The sequence below is a fragment of the Methylobacterium sp. 88A genome, assembly GCF_000376345.1.
GTDB classification, from domain to species: domain Bacteria; phylum Pseudomonadota; class Alphaproteobacteria; order Rhizobiales; family Beijerinckiaceae; genus Methylobacterium; species Methylobacterium bullatum.
Map to the genome: position 1 here is coordinate 2223374 of NZ_AQVT01000001.1, position 16376 is coordinate 2239749.

At 63.8% G+C, this 16376-nt stretch carries 13 protein-coding genes, 1 tRNA gene and 2 pseudogenes; 5 read left to right on the plus strand and 11 right to left on the minus strand.

Going from position 1 to position 16376, the window contains the following annotated elements; genetic code table 11:
• Positions 1–21 precede the first annotated feature (21 nt).
• Positions 22–1698 carry a cache domain-containing protein gene (locus A3OM_RS0110595; RefSeq protein WP_018043735.1) on the minus strand — a complete coding sequence of 559 codons (1677 nt, stop codon included), beginning with the start codon at positions 1696–1698 and terminating at the stop codon, positions 22–24.
• A gap of 539 nt (positions 1699–2237) precedes the next feature.
• On the opposite strand from A3OM_RS0110595, the pseudogene A3OM_RS25795 reads away from it, so the two are divergent.
• Positions 2238–2435 (plus strand): annotated as a pseudogene (locus A3OM_RS25795) (IS21 family transposase); the annotation flags it as partial.
• 260 nt (positions 2436–2695) lie between these two features.
• Here A3OM_RS25795 and A3OM_RS0110605 read toward each other — a convergent pair.
• Entirely contained in the window at positions 2696–4555 is a 1860-nt protein-coding gene (locus A3OM_RS0110605) for a DUF1302 family protein (protein ID WP_157196463.1), read from the minus strand.
• Between the two features lie 367 nt (positions 4556–4922).
• Positions 4923–5030 (minus strand): annotated as a pseudogene (locus tag A3OM_RS26325) (electron transfer flavoprotein subunit beta/FixA family protein); the annotation flags it as partial.
• Between the two features lie 62 nt (positions 5031–5092).
• On the opposite strand from A3OM_RS26325, the gene A3OM_RS0110615 reads away from it, so the two are divergent.
• Positions 5093–6261 (plus strand): IS3 family transposase gene (locus A3OM_RS0110615; protein WP_085984263.1). Its coding sequence is split into 2 segments (ribosomal slippage): positions 5093–5357 and positions 5357–6261, totalling 1170 coding nucleotides; the frame shifts between segments, so codons are not numbered across the junction.
• A gap of 301 nt (positions 6262–6562) precedes the next feature.
• Here the strand turns inward: A3OM_RS0110615 and A3OM_RS0110620 are convergent.
• From A3OM_RS0110620 to A3OM_RS23800, 4 genes are all read right to left on the minus strand, one after another.
• Positions 6563–6652 (minus strand) — tRNA-Ser (locus tag A3OM_RS0110620).
• A 389-nt stretch (positions 6653–7041) separates the two neighbouring features.
• Positions 7042–8295 carry a glutamate carboxypeptidase gene (locus tag A3OM_RS0110625; RefSeq protein WP_018043740.1) on the minus strand — a complete coding sequence of 418 codons (1254 nt, stop codon included), beginning with the start codon at positions 8293–8295 and terminating at the stop codon, positions 7042–7044.
• Positions 8296–8457: 162 nt separating this feature from the next.
• On the minus strand, positions 8458–9756 hold the full coding sequence (locus tag A3OM_RS0110630; RefSeq protein ID WP_157196464.1) for a HAMP domain-containing sensor histidine kinase: 1299 nt from the start codon (positions 9754–9756) through the stop codon (positions 8458–8460).
• A 13-nt stretch (positions 9757–9769) separates the two neighbouring features.
• Positions 9770–10423 carry a response regulator transcription factor gene (locus A3OM_RS23800; RefSeq protein WP_018043741.1) on the minus strand — a complete coding sequence of 218 codons (654 nt, stop codon included), beginning with the start codon at positions 10421–10423 and terminating at the stop codon, positions 9770–9772.
• A gap of 385 nt (positions 10424–10808) precedes the next feature.
• On the opposite strand from A3OM_RS23800, the gene A3OM_RS0110640 reads away from it, so the two are divergent.
• The 3 genes from A3OM_RS0110640 (at position 10809) to A3OM_RS0110650 (ending at position 13842) form a co-directional block, all read left to right on the plus strand.
• The gene (locus A3OM_RS0110640; RefSeq protein ID WP_018043742.1) at positions 10809–11819 is read left to right on the plus strand and encodes a hypothetical protein; all 1011 of its coding nucleotides are present in this window, start codon (positions 10809–10811) and stop codon (positions 11817–11819) included.
• A 58-nt stretch (positions 11820–11877) separates the two neighbouring features.
• A complete protein-coding gene (locus tag A3OM_RS0110645; protein ID WP_018043743.1) occupies positions 11878–12360 on the plus strand; it encodes a nucleoside deaminase in 483 nt (160 codons plus the stop codon).
• 87 nt (positions 12361–12447) lie between these two features.
• Positions 12448–13842 carry an FAD-binding oxidoreductase gene (locus A3OM_RS0110650; RefSeq protein WP_018043744.1) on the plus strand — a complete coding sequence of 465 codons (1395 nt, stop codon included), beginning with the start codon at positions 12448–12450 and terminating at the stop codon, positions 13840–13842.
• A gap of 226 nt (positions 13843–14068) precedes the next feature.
• Here the strand turns inward: A3OM_RS0110650 and A3OM_RS25805 are convergent, their stop codons facing one another.
• From A3OM_RS25805 to A3OM_RS0110675, 4 genes are all read right to left on the minus strand, one after another.
• Entirely contained in the window at positions 14069–14215 is a 147-nt protein-coding gene (locus A3OM_RS25805; RefSeq protein WP_018043746.1) for a hypothetical protein, read from the minus strand.
• Between the two features lie 25 nt (positions 14216–14240).
• Positions 14241–14516: a hypothetical protein gene (locus A3OM_RS0110665; RefSeq protein WP_018043747.1), complete on the minus strand. Its 276-nt coding sequence runs from the start codon at positions 14514–14516 to the stop codon at positions 14241–14243.
• Positions 14517–14594: 78 nt separating this feature from the next.
• Positions 14595–15728, minus strand: coding sequence for a hypothetical protein (locus tag A3OM_RS0110670; protein WP_018043748.1), 1134 nt, complete (start codon positions 15726–15728; stop codon positions 14595–14597).
• A gap of 107 nt (positions 15729–15835) precedes the next feature.
• Positions 15836–16336: a YidB family protein gene (locus tag A3OM_RS0110675; protein ID WP_018043749.1), complete on the minus strand. Its 501-nt coding sequence runs from the start codon at positions 16334–16336 to the stop codon at positions 15836–15838.
• Between the last annotated feature and the right edge of the window lie 40 nt (positions 16337–16376).

Consider the following 16376-nt stretch of genomic DNA (forward strand, 5'->3'; position numbering starts at 1 on the left):
CCATGGCCATCTTGCCTTGCTCTACGCCACGCGGATCGCCGCGAGGAATTCGTCAACCTCACGTTTCACATTGACCGATTGGGCGGACAATTCGCCGGCTGCCGACATCACTTGCTGGGCCGCGCTGCCGGTCTCTCCGGCCGAAGTGAGGACGTGCGCGGTGTTGATCGACACGTCCTGAGTACCTTTAGCCGCCTCAACCGCGTTGCGCGAGATCTCGCCCGTGGCGATCGTCTGCTCCACGACGGTGGCGGCGATCGTTTCCGTAATCGCGTTGACCGATCCGATGGTCTGTCCGATCTGCCGGATCACCCCTGCGGCCTGGGCGGTCGCCTGCTGGATGGCCGCGATGTGACTGCTGATCTCGCCCGTCGCCCGTGCCGTCTGACCGGCCAGTTCCTTCACCTCGCTGGCCACGACCGCAAATCCGCGCCCGGCCTCGCCGGCACGGGCCGCTTCGATAGTGGCGTTGAGGGCGAGCAGGTTGGTCTGACTGGCGATGCTGGAAATCATGTGTACGGCCTCGCCAATGCGCTCGGCGGCTTCGGACAGGCTGGTCATTGCCGCCTCGGTCGCTTGCGCTTCATGGGCTGCCGCGCTCGCGACCGAGTTCGACTGCTGCACTTGCCGCTCGATCTCTTGGAGCGAGGCCACCATCTCCTCGGCCGCTGCGGCCACCGTCTGCACGTTGGCCGACGTCTGCTCGGCCGCCGCGCTCGACGCCGTCGCTTGCCGACTGGTAGCATCGGCCACGCTCGTCATCGAGCGCGCAGTCGCATCGAGTTCCGTGGCGGCCGAGGTGACGATACCGATGGCGCCGCCGATCCTCGCCTCGAACCCGCGCACCAGCAGGTCGACCCGGTCGGCCCGTTGCTGGCGGGCTAATTGCTCGGACGTCTGACGAGCCTCCAGTTCGACGCGGGCGAGGGAGTTCTGGCGGAAGACGTCGACCGCCCGCGCCATCTCGCCCATTTCGTCGTGACGCGTGAGGCCCGGGATGCCCGTTGCGAGATCCCCACGGGCGAGAGCACTCATCGCCTTCGTCAGATCGCGGACGGGGCGCGAGACTTGCCGACCGATGACAAGTGCGGCCGCCGCGACCACGAGCGTGATGCAGGCCAGCGCCATTGCCAAGCCGATCACAAGGTTCTTCAGATGCTCGAACGTATCGTCGGCATAGACACCCGAGCCAATGATCCAGCCCCAGGGCTTGAAGCTGATGACGCCTGCAATCTTCTCCACAGGCCGCTCAACGCCCGGCTTGGGCCAATAATACGAGACGAAGCCACCGCCGCTGGCCTTAGCCGTTTGCAGCATCTCGGCGAAAATAGCCCTGCCCGTCGAATCCTTGAAGCCGGACATGTCCTTGCCGGTGAGTTCCGGCTTGATCGGGGTCATCAAAAACCGGCCGTGCTCATCAAGGACGTAGAAATATTCCCCGTCACCATATCGCAAGGTCTTTAGGGCACCGAGCGCTGACTCGCGCGCTACCGCGTCAGTCAGGCGGCCGGCCCGGGCCTCCACTTCGAAGTATGTGACGACTCCGAGCGCTACTTCTACGAGCTGCTTGGTCCTGAGAACTCGGCTATCTGTGACCTCGTTGCGAAGGCCATTCACTGCAACCGCGATTAGACTTATCAAACCCAGGATGCTAATGAAGGTTATTGCCTGAATTTTTGCAGCTATGCCAATTTTCATCGATTTATTCCATCAGCGTAGAACTATTGCTCCACACATAGATAAATATAAACCGTTAAATTTGCCTGACTGGAGCGGTCTGACGGTGCGGTTGTGCCGCCTTTTTTATGGAGGAACGCGCGTTGGCGGTCAGCGGAGGAATTCCTAGCGCCGTTATGGTCCTGAAATCACCGATATTAAAACTCTCGGCTGAAACTAGGTGCCGCAGGCTAGCTAGGGTCCGGAGGTATATACCAGCATTGCATAATCAATATCTTGATACAATGCAATATTTTGCGGTACTTGTGCCATTGAATACTGACTATGTTTTCATATCTACAAGATAAGTATGCGGTGTTCAATCTCATAAAATCAGCATTTATCTAAATTATAAGTTATAACTTATCTTGCAAGGAGATTATTCTAGTGCTTTCGAAAAACAAATCGCCCGCATTCGTACTGATGAACCTGCAGTTTCTTGAGGCGGCTTCCGCGTTCACGCGTGCCACTCGGCCGAGGCCTATGACAAGGCAATGGATCACGGCGGAGCGCAGCCGGGATGGGACGATCTCGATCGGATGCTTTTCATCAACGCCGGCAGGTCCTGCCGCGGGCGGTTGACGCTGATCCGGATCTAAGAGACGCTGCGCGGGCTCTGCTACGAGGGCGACTGCGATGCCGTTCGGCGCTGTGCCAAGACCTGGAAGCGCGAGCGCGCCTTCGTCACTACGCAAACCTTCGTGCCGCTATCGTTCGCCCTCGTCTGGATCTGCCTCCGATCCTAAGCAGGCAACGACCTCGTGTCGGATGTACTCTCGACGCGAGGTCAGGCACCGGGGTGGTCGGCATGTTATACCCAGTCTCGATGAAACCTGCCCATAGGCCGGTCTCACCGAGGTCCGACGGACGACCGCCGCCGCGCCGTTGCGTGGGCAGACTTCGATGAGTCCGGCTCTTCGAGGACTGGTATTACTGAGTCGGGTTTTGGTCCGGAAGTCGCGGGGAGCCACAACATGAGTTAGAATCGGTAGGATAACGACGTGAGTACGTAATCCCTGTCGGACAGAAGGTCCGCACGGCTGGACCTGGTGATATTGCTGACATAGGTAAGGCTTGCGGTTAAGCGCTCATTGATCGCGGCGTCAACATTGAGCCGGATGCGCATCGTCCGTTCGAGAAAGAGCGGCAACGGCACTGGCGAAAAGCCGGCCACGTCGTGTTGGAACGCCAGAGCAGGTGCGATGCTTCGGAGGCCGAGGAGGTCCTTGAACACAAGTCGGGTCAATAGACGATAACCGCCGGAGAAGGGGTCGGCTGTTCCATTCGCCGTGCCAGCCCTCGGGGAGCTCGGAGAGTCGAGAAGAAGTATCTGCGGGTTATAATCATGAACGTACATTCCGCCGAACTCGGCCCCCGCAAACCACTCGGATGCCCCTAAGATGGGAGGCAGCGTCTGGACGACGCCGATGCCGAATTGCGATACATCATGATAGTCGGCGCCACTCACGAACTGACCAAGGAAACCTGCGGCATTTGCGGCAGTGATTCCGCCGGCGCGACTGATCACCTGATTTGAGTTGGCTCTTGCCAGCACCTGTTGGCAGGGAGTGGACGCCGAGGCATTGGAGCAGGCGCCGATGACGGCTGCGGGCAGTTGGAAGGCTCCGATGAGTTGTGCGTCGTCGACTTGCACGGGCTGGCCGAGGCGAATGCTATACTCGGCTTTGATCTGCGTCGTCGACGTCAGGCTAGCCCTGAAGGCTGCGCCGAGCATCCCGACACCAGATCGATAATCGCGGATATACTGACCACCGGCATCGTAGTTCGCGGCCGTCATACGCAGAAGATCCGACTGTGTACCTCTAAGCGCGCTGGTCACGCCGCCCATATCCGTGAACCGCGCAGCCAGTAGCGATATGCTCGCTTTGAGGGGGCCGCCGAAATCGGGTGACCGGATATTGATGCCGAATTGGCCGGCCGTACTCTCGACCCGGTCCCGGCCTCTAACCAGGCCGGAGCCAAGAGGAGTTGCCGGCGTAATGATGGAATTTGGCCCGTCGGGCGCGAGCGCCGACAGACTGAGAAAGCGGCTACCAGGACAGGTATAGTCGTTTGTCTCGAGGAAGAAACCGCAGGGTATAGACTCGTCGGGCGCGAAGTCGAGCTTGTAGAAAGCTTCAAAGCCCCCCGTTCCAGGGCCCCCCATCGCTGCGGTAATCATCGGCACCGCCTTGAGCGAATCGGCCAGACCGGCGCCCGGAAGGAAGATTCGGCTGAAGACCTGTGGATTCGTAACCTGTGCTCCGAACGAGAAGGACGTTTCGTTCCAGCGCAAGATCTGGTTGCCGGCTCGCAGGCGTACTGCTCCGATATCTGTGGCGACCTTCGCGCCGACCCACGCATCGTTGAGGTAACCACCTAAGCTCAACTGCCGATCGACCGTCCCCGCGACATAGGATCGGTCTCGGCTGTTAAGCCCATTCGCGAAGTACACGCCGTCGACCAAAGCTTCGAAAGGACCGTGCGACCACGCGATGCTGCCCCTTCCCCGCAAACCTCCGAGCACCAGACCTTGATCGAAATTAAGGTTGCCGTTGTCCCAGTTCGAACTGGTTCCCGTGCCGCCGTTGGCAATCCCAAGAAGGCTGAAGTCGCGAGGTTGTGTCCGCCACAAACTGCCTAGCGACATCGTGTTGTTGAACACGAAGCCCTCGGCCGCGAATGTTGGAGGAGCAGCAGTGCCCGAGTTGGGTGTGCCTGGAAGGACTTTCGCGTCGGACGGTGCCGGATTCACCTGTAGTCGGGACTGGGCCTGCGCCGTGCCTATAGCGCCGAGACCGGCAGCGACAGCTGCCCAAAGATAGTGACGATGTTTCACGGCTGATCCGCCTCCGAGATTCGAATCGGTGCTGAATTAATGGAGTCGATGTTTGTCATAATTCCAGTCTATAATTAATATTATTTTGATTAATTAAATGTAAATAAATGTAATTCCTAATTTTTTAATACAAATTTAATAATTTAATGAGCATATATAGCTATTAATACAAATCCTCAAAGTGTTAATGCACTATATATTGCATAGTAAGGCACATATATCAGATTAATATCAAATATCAATGGGCTTTGATGTGATCGATTGACGGAAATGTCGACCTCCCATGGGTCGACACGCGAACAGGCCATGCGCTGCCCAGCGGCTGTTCCGGTCTGCCAAGTCGGCTCAGGACGAAGGCTGGCCGGGTTCAGATGACGCCAGTCTCGATCCTGAGCTTGCGTACAAGCTCCGCCGCCGATCCGGCCTTTACGTCGGCAGAGCGTTCTGGAGGCACCGCTGTCTTGAGCACCTTTGGCCTGCCCCCTGAAAAGTGGTCCTCCCTGAGGTATGGCTTTGAGCGATGTGGAGGATGTCATCATGGGACGGAAGAAGCATACGGCTGAAGAGATTGTTGCCAAGCTGCGCCAAGTGGATGTTCTGGTCTCGCAGGGTCGCAAGGTTGCCGAAGCAATCCGGTCCATCGAGGTAACCGAGGTCACGTATTACCGTTGGCGCTCTGAGTACGGCGGCCTGAAGGGTGACCAGGTCAAGCGGCTGAAGTCCCTGGAGACAGAGAACCAACGGCTTCGTCGGGCGATCTCTGACCTGACCTTGGAGAAGCTCATCCTCAAGGAGGCCGCATCGGGAAACTTCTGAGCCCGGCTCGCCGCCGGGCTTGTGTCGACTACGTCGTTGCTAAGCATGGCGTGTCGCAACGCTTTGCCTGCCGTGTCCTGGGACAGCATCGTTCGACCCAGCGCAAGTGTGCTGTGATGGTCGAGGACGAGGCCACTCTGACAGCCGCCATCATCGCCCTGGCTCTGCAGTATGGGCGCTACGGCTACCGTCGGATCACGGCTTTGCTCCGGCGTGACGGCTGGACGGTAAATGTGAAGCGGGTCGAACGGATCTGGCGACGAGAGGGGCTCAAGGTCCCGGCTCGGCAACCGAAGCGAGCGCGTCTCTGGCTCAACGACGGTTCCTGTCTGCGACTACGGCCGAAGCATCCCGACCACGTCTGGTCCTACGACTTCGTCGAGCACCGCACGCACAACGGGCGCAAGTACCGAATGCTAAATGTGATCGACGAGTTCACCCGCGAGTGCTTGGCAATCCGGGTCGCTCGTAAGCTCAAGGCGCTGGACGTGATCGACGTGCTCTCGGACCTGTTCAGTCTTCGCGGGGTGCCCGGTCACATCCGCTCGGACAACGGGCCGGAGTTCATCGCCAAGGCTGTTCAGGACTGGATCGCGGCGGTTGGATCAGTGACCGCCTACATCGAGCCGGGCAGTCCATGGGAGAACGGGTACTGCGAGAGCTTCAACGCGAAGCTCCGCGACGAACTCCTCAACGGCGAGGTGTTCTACACCCTCAAGGAAGCCAGTGTCGTCATCGAGCAGTGGCGGAAAGACTACAATACTATCCGACCGCACTCGTCGCTGGGCTACCAGCCACCTGCACCGGAGGTCGTTATCTGGCCAACGGAACCGAGTAGCTCAGCGCCGCTCGCTCACCCCGCCATCGTCACGCGACCGACGATGCACTAACTTCGAACTTGGGCCACCGCATGGGGGCAGGCCAGCTTGGCAACAATCTCTTCAGCCGTATGCTTCTTCCGTCCCATGATGACATCCTCCACATGGCTCAAAGCCATACCTCAGGGAGGACCACTTTTCAGGGGGCAGGCCAAGTGAGCTTTCCAGCCATACAATCCGACCCACGTTTCTACCCACACCATAAACGCGAAATCAGGCAAACGCCAGCGGTCACCCACGAAAGCAAGGCGACGCAAAGTGGTTCGTTTTCAATGGTTTAGCGGTTGGGTGCGAATGCCAGCGAAAGGATCATTGGCGGAAGGGGTGGGATTCGAACCCACGGTGGGGTTGCCCCCACGGCGGTTTTCAAGACCGCTGCCTTAAACCACTCGGCCACCCTTCCAAGCTGGTGCAAAGGCTGAATAATTTGCCTTTGCGGATGCTTGGGTTTCTCGCCCTTGCTACCGGATCGCGACCCGATCGTCCGGCCGCCTTGTCTATGGCGGCACGCAGGGCAGCGTCAACCTTCGCGGCCCCACACACAAGGCAGCGAGTCCGGGGTTAACGGAAAGCGATCATGAGCGCCTCACACCACTCCCGGTCACCGTCGGTTCTCGCTCACGGCAGACGGGGAAGCGGGAGTTGTGTGAGAGACACTCGGCGAACGGCGGAGGTGGGCGTCGCGCCCTCTATCGGCAGCCAAGCAGGCTCTTCGATGTAGCGCGGGCGTCTATAGCAGAACCGGGACCATGTCGGCGATACCTGCTCGGGACGACGCCCTGGCCGGGCCGATCAACGGCCCGTGTCCTGCGCCGCCTCCATCACGAGGCGGGTCGCGAGGTAGAGCCGCGGCGTGATGCTGGCGAGGACCGCGAACTCATCGGTGCTGTGATAGTGGCCGCCGACGATGCCGAGCGACTCGAGGATGGCGGGTTTTGCCGGGCTGTCGGGCTGGAAGGCGTAGCCCGCATCGGTGCCGCCGCCGATCTCGGCCAGCGCGAGGCCCGCCCCCAGTTCGGCGTAGATCGCCTTCGCGCGGTCGCCGAGCGACGTCGATGCCGGATTGCGCGGCAGCGGCGGACGGCCCCTGGCGAGATCGAAGGTCACCTGCGTGTCGGGAACGCGATGCGCACCGACGATCCTGCGGGCCTCCATCAGGATGCGGTCGTACTCGCTCGGCACGAAGTAGCGCATGTCGCCCTCCGCCTTGGCGGTCTCGGGGATGATGTTCGGCTTGGTGCCCCCCTGGATCATGGTCCAATGCAGGCTGGTCCCCTTGCTCGGGTCACCGAGGTCCTGCAGTTGAAGGATCTGGTGGGCGAGTTCGACCACCGCGTTGCGCCCGGCTTCCGGCGCGCCCCCGGCATGGGACGCGCGTCCCTTCACCGTCAGGCTCGCGTAGTTGATGCCCTTGGTCGCCACCGTGACGGCGTCGACGCCGGCCTCGGCGAAGGAAGGCTCGAAGGACAGGACCACATCCTGTTCGCGGGCGATCCTGGCGATCTCGTCGCGTGACCCGCGCGAGCCGCGCTCCTCGTCCGGATTGAACACCACCGTGAGGGTGCCGTAGCCGTCGAACCGCAATGTCTCCAACGCGCTGAGGACATGCAGGATCATCGCCACGCCGCCCTTGGCATCGGCAACGCCCGGCCCGTAGGCGCGGCCGTCGCGCTCGGTATAGGGGCGCTTGGCCGCGTCGCCCGTGCCGAACACGGTGTCGTAATGCACCAGGAGCAGGATCTTGCGCGTGCCCGTGCCGGATCGCGTGCCGATGAGGGTGTTGCCGCCGAAGGCGGGGGCAGTCCGGGTGCTCACGGTCAGCCCCGACGCTTCGAGGCGCTTCGTCAGGACCGCTTCGACCTTGGAAAGGCCGGGCACATCGCCGGTTCCGGTGTCGACGTCGACGAGCCCCTTCAGGGTCTCGCGATACGGGCCATTCTGGGCCTCGGCCGCTTCCAGAACGCCCTTGTCCGGCGCGGACAGGGCCGGAAGCGGCGCCAGGGCCGCGAGCAGCGTGAGGGCGAGCGAGGAGGCGATCGTGCGCATGGAGATCCTGTTCGTCGGCGGCCGACGCGGCACGTCATGCCGCACGCGCCGGGTCCGCGTTCCTCGGGGATGGCGTATCATTGCTCGCAAAACGCCGACGCATCAATTCGATGGGCAGGATCGATCCGCTCGCCCTCGATGGGGAACCGGGCATCGGGCGCTCTACGTCTCGGTCCCGCCCGCGGACAGCGTCACTACAAAAACCGCGCCCCCATCCGTCGCGGGCTCGCACCGCACCGCGGCACCCATGCGGTCGGCGAGGGTCGCGACGATGAACAGGCCCATGCCCGTGCTCGGCGCCCCTTCGGAGCGTGCCCCGGCGGCCTGATGGAATTTCTTGAACAGGAGAGCGTACCCGGCCGGATCGATGCCCGGTCCGCGATCCCGGACCTCGATCGCCACGGACCCGCCATCCCGCGCGGCGCCGATCGTCAGGATGCCGCCCGTCGGGCTGAACCGAACGCCGTTGCTGAGGAGGTTGTCGAGGATTTGCGAGAGGGCGCCCGAATCGAGGGTGGCGATCAACGGCCGTTCCGGCAGATCCACCTCGATCCGGACGTCGGCCGATTGGGCGAGGGGCTGGATCCGGTCGACGGCGGCGAGCACATGCCTGCGCACATCCTCGTTCGCGAGGCGCGCGAGCGGCCGATGCTCGGCGGCGTGCGCCTCGAGCAGACGCGTGGCGAGACCCAGCATCGCGTCGATGCTCGCTTTCGCCTCTCGCAGCACCACGAGCGGCAGTTCCGGCTCCCGCGGCGCGCGCCGGACGGCGAGGTCGAACAGGTTGCGCAGGCCGTAGAGGGGACTGCGCAGGTCGTGCGCGGTGATCGCCATCAGGGTGTCGAGTTCGCTGTTCCTTTCCGTCAGCCGATCGTTCTGGAGACGGATCGTCCGCTTCTGCTCGTAATCGCTGCGCCGTCCGGAATGGATCAGCGCCGCGGCCACGACGGCGATCACCGAGACGATGGCGGCATTGACGATGGCGACGACCTGCTCGGCGGGAAAGGTCGCCGTGGCGAGCACGATCCAGCAATAGCTCACCAGCAGCGGGATCAGGGCCAGCGCGAAAGCCAGGGGCGGCAGCACGAACAGCAGGGTCAGGGACAGGAGCATCATCGGATATCCGCTGGTCAATCGTCCCTTGGCGCCCATCGCGGCGATCGCCCCTTGGGTGTCGAGCAGGGTCAGGACCAGAAAGACCGCGACGAAGCCGCGCCGGAGCCACGGTCCGCCGCCGCGCCGCAACGCCAGCGAGGCGAGGAGGAAGGCGAACGCCAGCACGATTTCCACGACGATCTGAACGGTCCTGAGTCCGGTGGCGAACTCGATCGCCTTGGTGAACAGCCCCAGCATGCAGGCGATCTCGACCCGTCGGATATTGACGAGGGTCAGCACCTCTCCGAACGTCATGCCGGCCTGTTCGGCAGGGGTCACATCCCAGCGGGCCAGCCAGCTTTTCATGACGGACTGTCCTTCATGACGGATCGAGACGCCCCGCGACGTGATCCGCCGCATGGCGTTCGAGCATCCTGACGCTGTCCAGCCCGAGCTTGATCTTCAGGCGCTCCCTATAGGTGCCGACCGTCTTCACGCTCAATCCCAATTCCTTGGCCAGCGATTGCAGCGTCGCACCGCTGCCGATCAGCCGGAGCACCTGCAGTTCGCGGCCGGACAGGTCGCCGATCTCCGTCCGACGGTCGCGTCGTCGCGCGAGATCGCGCATCAACAGCTGCTGCACCGGCTCGCTGACATGGATGGCGCCCGCCATCACCCGGTCGAGGGCCACGGCGACGGTTTCGAGCGGCTCGGATTTGGCGACATAGCCATGCGCGCCGGCATAGATCACATGCGGACCCCAGACCGTCTCGTCGCGGCTGGAATAGACGACGATCCTGGCGGCCGGCAGCATGGCGCGCAGATCCTCGATCAGCGCGAGGCCGTCGCCGTCTCCCATGATCAGGTCGGTGATGATGACGTCGGGCTGCAGCCGCTCGGCCTCGAGGCAGGCCGCCTGCGCCGATCGGGCTTCTCCGCACACGTGGAAACGGCCGTCGCCACGCAGCAGCAGCTTCAGGCCCGCCAGCACGATCGGGTGGTCGTCGACGATCAGCAGCCGAAAGAAGGACATGTCTACCCCGAGCGAGCCGGCCAACCAGGGTAGTGTTCCATAAAATCCGTGCCGCTGCTGTCGGTCATCGACCTACAGCAGCCTCCGGCAAATGCCCATCGCTCGCGATCATGAACAGCGAGCCTTCGAACAGGGATCGAAACGCTGAGGACAGCCGGACAAGGCGGCATGGATTGCAGACCAGCCGTTTACCATCACGGCGATCATGCTCGTCTCGCCAATAAATCAGAACCGACGCGGCGTAGTCCGTTTACAGTTCTGGGCGTAGCTGACGATGTGCCTTCGAAAGAGGCGTGAGGATCGAAGTCTTGTAGGTCATCGACCTACAGGGCGGCCTCATGGGTGGCGTATTCTGGAAGCTGCCAATGGAAGGGCTTCGTCGACGATGTTCGAAACGGGTGCGATCGATGTCTCGAATGCAGGCGAAGCTCCGGGCTCCCGCCGGGATTCGTCGCGTTCGATAAAAGTCGGGGCGACGAAAGCCGTCGCGACGAAGCTCACCGTGCCGCCCGGCATGGAGGCGCGCTTCGCCGCGTGGCAGGCCGAGTTCACCCGGGTCGTCTCGGCCTCTCACGACTTCGTCAGCCTGGAGATCATCCCCGCCTTCTCCGGCTCGTCCGAATGGCAGATCATCCAACGGTTCCGCTCGCCCGAAGCGTTGACCCGATGGATCGAGGACGAGGCGCGCACCGCCCTCCTCGCCGACCTCGCGGCCCTGGAGGGCGACGGCAAGACGTCCCGTGCCGACGAGGCGGCACCGGATTACCATTCGACGACCACCGTCACGGAGGTCATCACGACCATCGTGAAGGCGGGGCAGGAGGAGGCGTTCCGGCGTTGGGCCGAGCGCATCCAGCAGGTCCAGGCCCGCTTTCCCGGATACATGGGCACCCTCGTCCAGGCGCCCCTGTCGTCGGACGTCCCCTACTGGACCACGCTGGTGCGCTTCGAAGGCCCGGCCTTCCTCGATGCCTGGCTGCAATCGGCGGAGAGGAAGGCCATCCTGGCCGAAGCGACGCCTCAGGTCTCGACCTGGCACAGCCACCGGATGAGCAACCCGTTCGCCGGGTGGTTCGCCAACGAGCAGCGTCTCGCTCCGCCTCCGGCCTGGAAGCAGACCTGCCTCGTCCTGCTCGTCCTGTTTCCCGTCGTCATGCTGGAAATCCGCTTCCTCAGCCCTCTGCTGAACGGGTTGCCCCTGGCCGCCTCCACCTTCATCGGCAATGCCATCAGCGTCTCGCTGGTGTCGTGGCCCCTGATGGCGGTCGCGATCTTCGGCCTGGGCTGGTGGCTGAAACCGGATCCGCAGACGCGCTGGCGTACGGAATCACTGGGCGTGACGATTCTGGCCGTCCTCTACGGGCTCGAAATGTTCTTGTTCTCCCACCTGTTTTAACAATTCATCGACACCCGTGACAGCATCAGCTGACCACACCTAACGAGAAAGACTGGAAATGGCTCACGACCACACTGATTTCATGGCTCGGGCAATCGCCTTGTCGGAGAAAACCTCACTGGTCGAGAGCGCCGGCGGCGTCTTCGGCTGCGTCATCGTTCAGGACGGCGAAATCATCGCCGAGGGCGCCAACCGCGTCGTCGCGGAAAACGATCCGACTTGGCACGGCGAGATCGAGGCCATCCGCAAGGCCTGCAAGTCGCAAGGGACGTTCAAGCTCCGCGACGCGACGCTCTACACCAGCGCCGAGCCCTGCCCGATGTGTATGGCGGCCGCCTACTGGGCCGGCATCAAGCGCGTGTACTACGCCGCCCAGGTCGAAGACGCATTGGAATACGGCGGCTTCGACGACAGCATGATCTATGCCGAGCTCAAGAAGGATGTCTCCGAGCGTTCCATTCCGACAACGCAGATCATGCGCACGGAAGCCGTCGAGGTCTGGAAGAAGTATGCCCAGAAGGCGGACCGGGTTCCTTACTGAACCGACGGCTCGGATTCCGCCTGAAGCAAGATCTCCCGCCCGGATCGTTGTCGTCCGGGCGGTCCCTCAGTCCTACTGCGTGACGCCATGAACATCGACGGTCTGAGGGATGCCTGCAAAGGCGAGGTCTTCACTGCGGGTGATCCGCAATTCCTCGAGGCGATTCACGGGAATCTCTGGAACAGGCTGATCCCGGATCGCGCCCCCGAGGCGATCGTGAAGGCCTTGGACGAGGACGACGTCGTCGCGGCCGTGCGGTTCGCCCGCGCGAGCGGGCTGAAGGTCGTCGTGCGCGGAGGCGGCCACAACTGGTGCCAGCCGAGCCTGCGTCACGGCGGCATCCTGATCGATCTCTCGCAACTCACGCAGATCGTCTCCGTCGATGCCGATAACCTGAAGGCGGTGATTCAGCCGATCGTCAGCAACCGTGACATCCAGAAGGCGCTGAATCCCCTCGGGCTGGCCTTCCCGACCGGCCATTGCCCTCAGGTGAAAGCCAGCGGCTATCTGCTCGGCGGCGGCATGGCCTGGAACCCGACCGTCTGGGGCTCCGGAGCGGAGAGCGTCGAGGCCATCGAACTCGTCACCGCCCAGGGCGACCTGATCACGGCGAGCGCGACGCAGAACACGGACTTCTTCTGGGCCGCCCGAGGGGCGGGGTCCGGATTCTTCGGTGTCGTGACGAAGTACCATCTCAAGCTTCATCCGCTGCCGAAAGCCATGCATGGCAGCACCTCTTACTATCGCCTCGCGGACGCTCCGGCGATCGGGACCTGGCTCGGCAAGCTGGCCCCCGGCATTTCCCCCTCGGTCGAGTTGAGCCTGTTCGTCGTGCAGGCTCCGCCGGAGTTGAGAGAAGAGGCCGCCGCCGAGAACGGCTGGCTCTGCATGGTGACGGCCACGGCGTTCGAAGACACGCCGGACGCCGCGAGGACTGCATTGCAGGTGCTGGAGCGCTCTCCGATCACACCCCTTTCATCGTCCTTCGCGACACCGCTCACCTTCGAGCAGCTCTTCGACGCGTCGGGATCCTTCTGGCCGGAAGGCGCCCGCTCGCGCGTGGAAGCGACCTATTCCGATCACAGTCCGGGAGAGCTGGTCCAGGCCATCCTGCCCCTGCTGCCCGATGCGCCGTCCGCGATCTCCGTCTTCCTGCTGACCATCTTCTGCGGCCCGGATGTCCCGGCCGCGCAGAAGGACATGGCCTATTCCGTCTCCGCCAAGGTCTATGGCGGCCCATGGACCATGTGGTGGAAGGCCGAGGACGACGCCGCCAACACCGAGTGGCATCGCCGGATCACGACGACGCTGCGCCCCTACAATACGGGTTACTATATCGGCGAGACGAATACGGTCGAGCAGCCCGCGAACGTCCCACAGGCCTTCACGCCCGAGAAATGGGAACGATTGTGTGCGCTGAGACGCAAGCACGATCCGGAAGGCGTGTTTTTCGATTATTTCGACGCACTCGGCGACGAATGAAGCACGTCGCTCGAGACGTCCGAACCGTCCTCGATGCCCTCCCCCGCGGCCCGACCTTCACAAGGGCCGACCGCCGAAGTCACCGACACTCTCGTTCCGTCAGCGCGGCTATGAGCTCGCCAGCATGCTCGTCGATTGAAGGACGACGATGGCGAGCGTGACGACGGCCGCGGCGGCCAGGACATAGGTGACGGTCTTGGTGAACGTGGTCATGGGTGCTTTCTCCTCAGCCGCGCTTCTCGTCCCGCACGGCATCGTCGATGTCTTCGCTCGGCAGCACGGAAACCTGGCCGGGACAGATCAGGTCCGAATCGCGGATCTGGTCCTGGTTGGCGTCGCCGATCGCGGTGTACCGGCCGCCGGCCAAGCGCATCCACCTGCCTTCCTCATCCGGTGAGTCAGTCGTCGGCCTCGCCGGAGGATCCGCCGCGGGAGCGTTCGTAGGCGGCGATGGCCCGTGAACATCCCTCCGACAGATTCGGGCGATTGCGCTTGAAGCAGGCCTTCACCTCGGGGCCACCCGGTTTCATGCCGGCGCACAGGCGAAGGTAATCGCCACCGCAATTCGCCCGGAGGGTCTCCATCTCGGGCCCCTCCTGCGCCACGGATGGCCGGGAGACATGCGGGGCTCCCACGAGAGCGAGTGCCGTGAGGGTGAGGATACGGAGCTTCATCGCGAGATCTTTGCGTGCGGTGGGGCCGGATGGGCGACCCACGCGAGCGAGCGGCCGCCCGCGTGGGTCGAAATCGCCTCAGCGAGCCGGCTGGCTCGGCGCGGGGGCAGGCGGGGCGGCGAGTTGCTGGCGGATTTCCGCGAGCTTCGCCTGGGCGGTGCTCAGGTCCTGCCGGGCGGAAGCCAGACGCTCGTCGAGGGAAGCGGCCTCCTTGTTGCGGGTGGCCAGGGTCTCGGTGAGCGTGGCCAATTCTCCCTGCGCCTCGGTCTGGCGCTTGCGGAGGGCATCGAGGGCGCTGGCGCCGGCATCGCGGTCGGCGGAGAGCGTCTGCAAGGCCTGCTCGGCCTGACCACGCTCGGAGACGACGCGGTCACGCTGCGCCTGGGCCTCGGCGAGCTCCTTGCGGACGTTCTCCAGGGCGTCGCGGGCCTGCTGGGCGTCGCGGTTGGCGAGGTCGATCTCGGACGTGAGCTTGTCCTTGCCGACGGTCAACGCGGCGACGGCCTGATCGGTGTCCGTGCGCTGCCGGGTGGCCTGCTCGGTCGCGGCCCGCGCGTCGGCCAACTCCTTCTGGGCGGCGGCGGCGGCCTCGCGGGCGTTCTGCTGACGTTCCTCGGCCTTGGCGAGGTCGGCGGTCTTGGCCGTCGCCTCCTGGGTCATGGTCGCGAGATCGGCACGAAGCTTGGCCTCCTGCACCCGGGCGTCCTCGAGGCGGCGTCCCACCTCGGCGAGATCCCGGGCACGGTCGACGGCGGATGTCTCCGCGCCGGTGATGGCCTCCTGCAGGGGCGCCAGCTTCCCCTCGGCCTGCGCGACCTGGCTCTGCAGTTCGGTGAGCTTCCGGGTCTCGGCCTCGGCCGCCTTCCTCGCCTCGGCCGTCTTGGTCTCGGCCGCCTGCTGCTCCTGGGTCAGGGTCGCGGCACGGGACTTCGCCTGCTCGGCAGCCTGGCTCGCCTGTTGGTCCTGCTGCTGGGCGGTGGCGATCCTGGCCTGGAGGGCGGTCAGGGTACCGGCGGTCGAGACCTGCCGCTCGAGGTCGGCGCGGAGCGCCGTCTGCTGGGTCTGCAGGTCCTCGATGCGGTGGTCCCGGGCGCTGCGCTGGCGCGCGTCCGCGATGGAGGCGACGATGAGCCAGACCAGCAGGATTGCGGCCACGACCGCGAGGCTGAAGGGCAAGGGGCGGCGCAGTTCCGAGCGGTAGTCGATGGCCATGGGGGTCTCGCGAGCGTCGGGGGAAGGCTGTGGATCGAACCCCGGCGCGGGCTCGCCCGGAATCGTGTGGGGCCGGCGCCCGGTGGCACCGGCCTCGTGTCGTGTCGTCAGGCCGGCCTGCGGCTGTCGGCAGCGTAGCGGTCGATGGCCGAGGGCAGCTCGCGGGAGAGGCGGGACAGGAGCGCGGCGCGGCTCAGGCCGGTCTGCTGGGTGAGATGGTCGAGGGTGTCCGGGCCGATGGCGCGTTCGAGGTCCGCCTCTGGAATGTCGCGGTTGGCGCCCTGGTTGACCCAGGAATTCGCCGTCTCGCCATGGCCGCCCTTGGTGAAGTGGTCGACGAGCTCGCTCAGGCCGCTGGCGATCAGCCCACCCACGCCGGCGGTGCCGAGGCCGCCCAGAAGGCCGCCGAGGTTGCCGAAGCCACCCGTGGCTCCGGTGTTCGATCCGGTGCTCGGGATCGGTGGGACGGTGCCATGGTTCGGGCTCAGGGAGGGGGTCGACGGGGCGTCGTGGCCCTTCAGAAGCTCGGCGAGCTTGTCGCGGTTCTGGTAGCCGGCCACGGCCAGCAGGCCCAGCAGCGCGGTCATCGAGGGGTAACCCTTGCTCATCGGTCGTCCTTGTGGGTGGGAAGGTGGAGGAGTTGACCGC

Coding starts and splice junctions, on each gene's coding strand:
- A3OM_RS0110630 (WP_157196464.1), bottom strand. CDS start 9,756: ATGAAAAGCTGGCTGGCCCGCTGGGATGTGACCCCTGCCGAACAGGCC.
- A3OM_RS0110670 (WP_018043748.1), bottom strand. CDS start 15,728: ATGGCCATCGACTACCGCTCGGAACTGCGCCGCCCCTTGCCCTTCAGC.
- A3OM_RS0110650 (WP_018043744.1), top strand. CDS start 12,448: ATGAACATCGACGGTCTGAGGGATGCCTGCAAAGGCGAGGTCTTCACT.
- A3OM_RS23800 (WP_018043741.1), bottom strand. CDS start 10,423: ATGTCCTTCTTTCGGCTGCTGATCGTCGACGACCACCCGATCGTGCTG.
- A3OM_RS0110640 (WP_018043742.1), top strand. CDS start 10,809: ATGTTCGAAACGGGTGCGATCGATGTCTCGAATGCAGGCGAAGCTCCG.
- A3OM_RS0110645 (WP_018043743.1), top strand. CDS start 11,878: ATGGCTCACGACCACACTGATTTCATGGCTCGGGCAATCGCCTTGTCG.
- A3OM_RS0110625 (WP_018043740.1), bottom strand. CDS start 8,295: ATGCGCACGATCGCCTCCTCGCTCGCCCTCACGCTGCTCGCGGCCCTG.
- A3OM_RS0110595 (WP_018043735.1), bottom strand. CDS start 1,698: ATGAAAATTGGCATAGCTGCAAAAATTCAGGCAATAACCTTCATTAGC.
- A3OM_RS0110665 (WP_018043747.1), bottom strand. CDS start 14,516: ATGAAGCTCCGTATCCTCACCCTCACGGCACTCGCTCTCGTGGGAGCC.
- A3OM_RS0110675 (WP_018043749.1), bottom strand. CDS start 16,336: ATGAGCAAGGGTTACCCCTCGATGACCGCGCTGCTGGGCCTGCTGGCC.
- A3OM_RS25805 (WP_018043746.1), bottom strand. CDS start 14,215: ATGCGCTTGGCCGGCGGCCGGTACACCGCGATCGGCGACGCCAACCAG.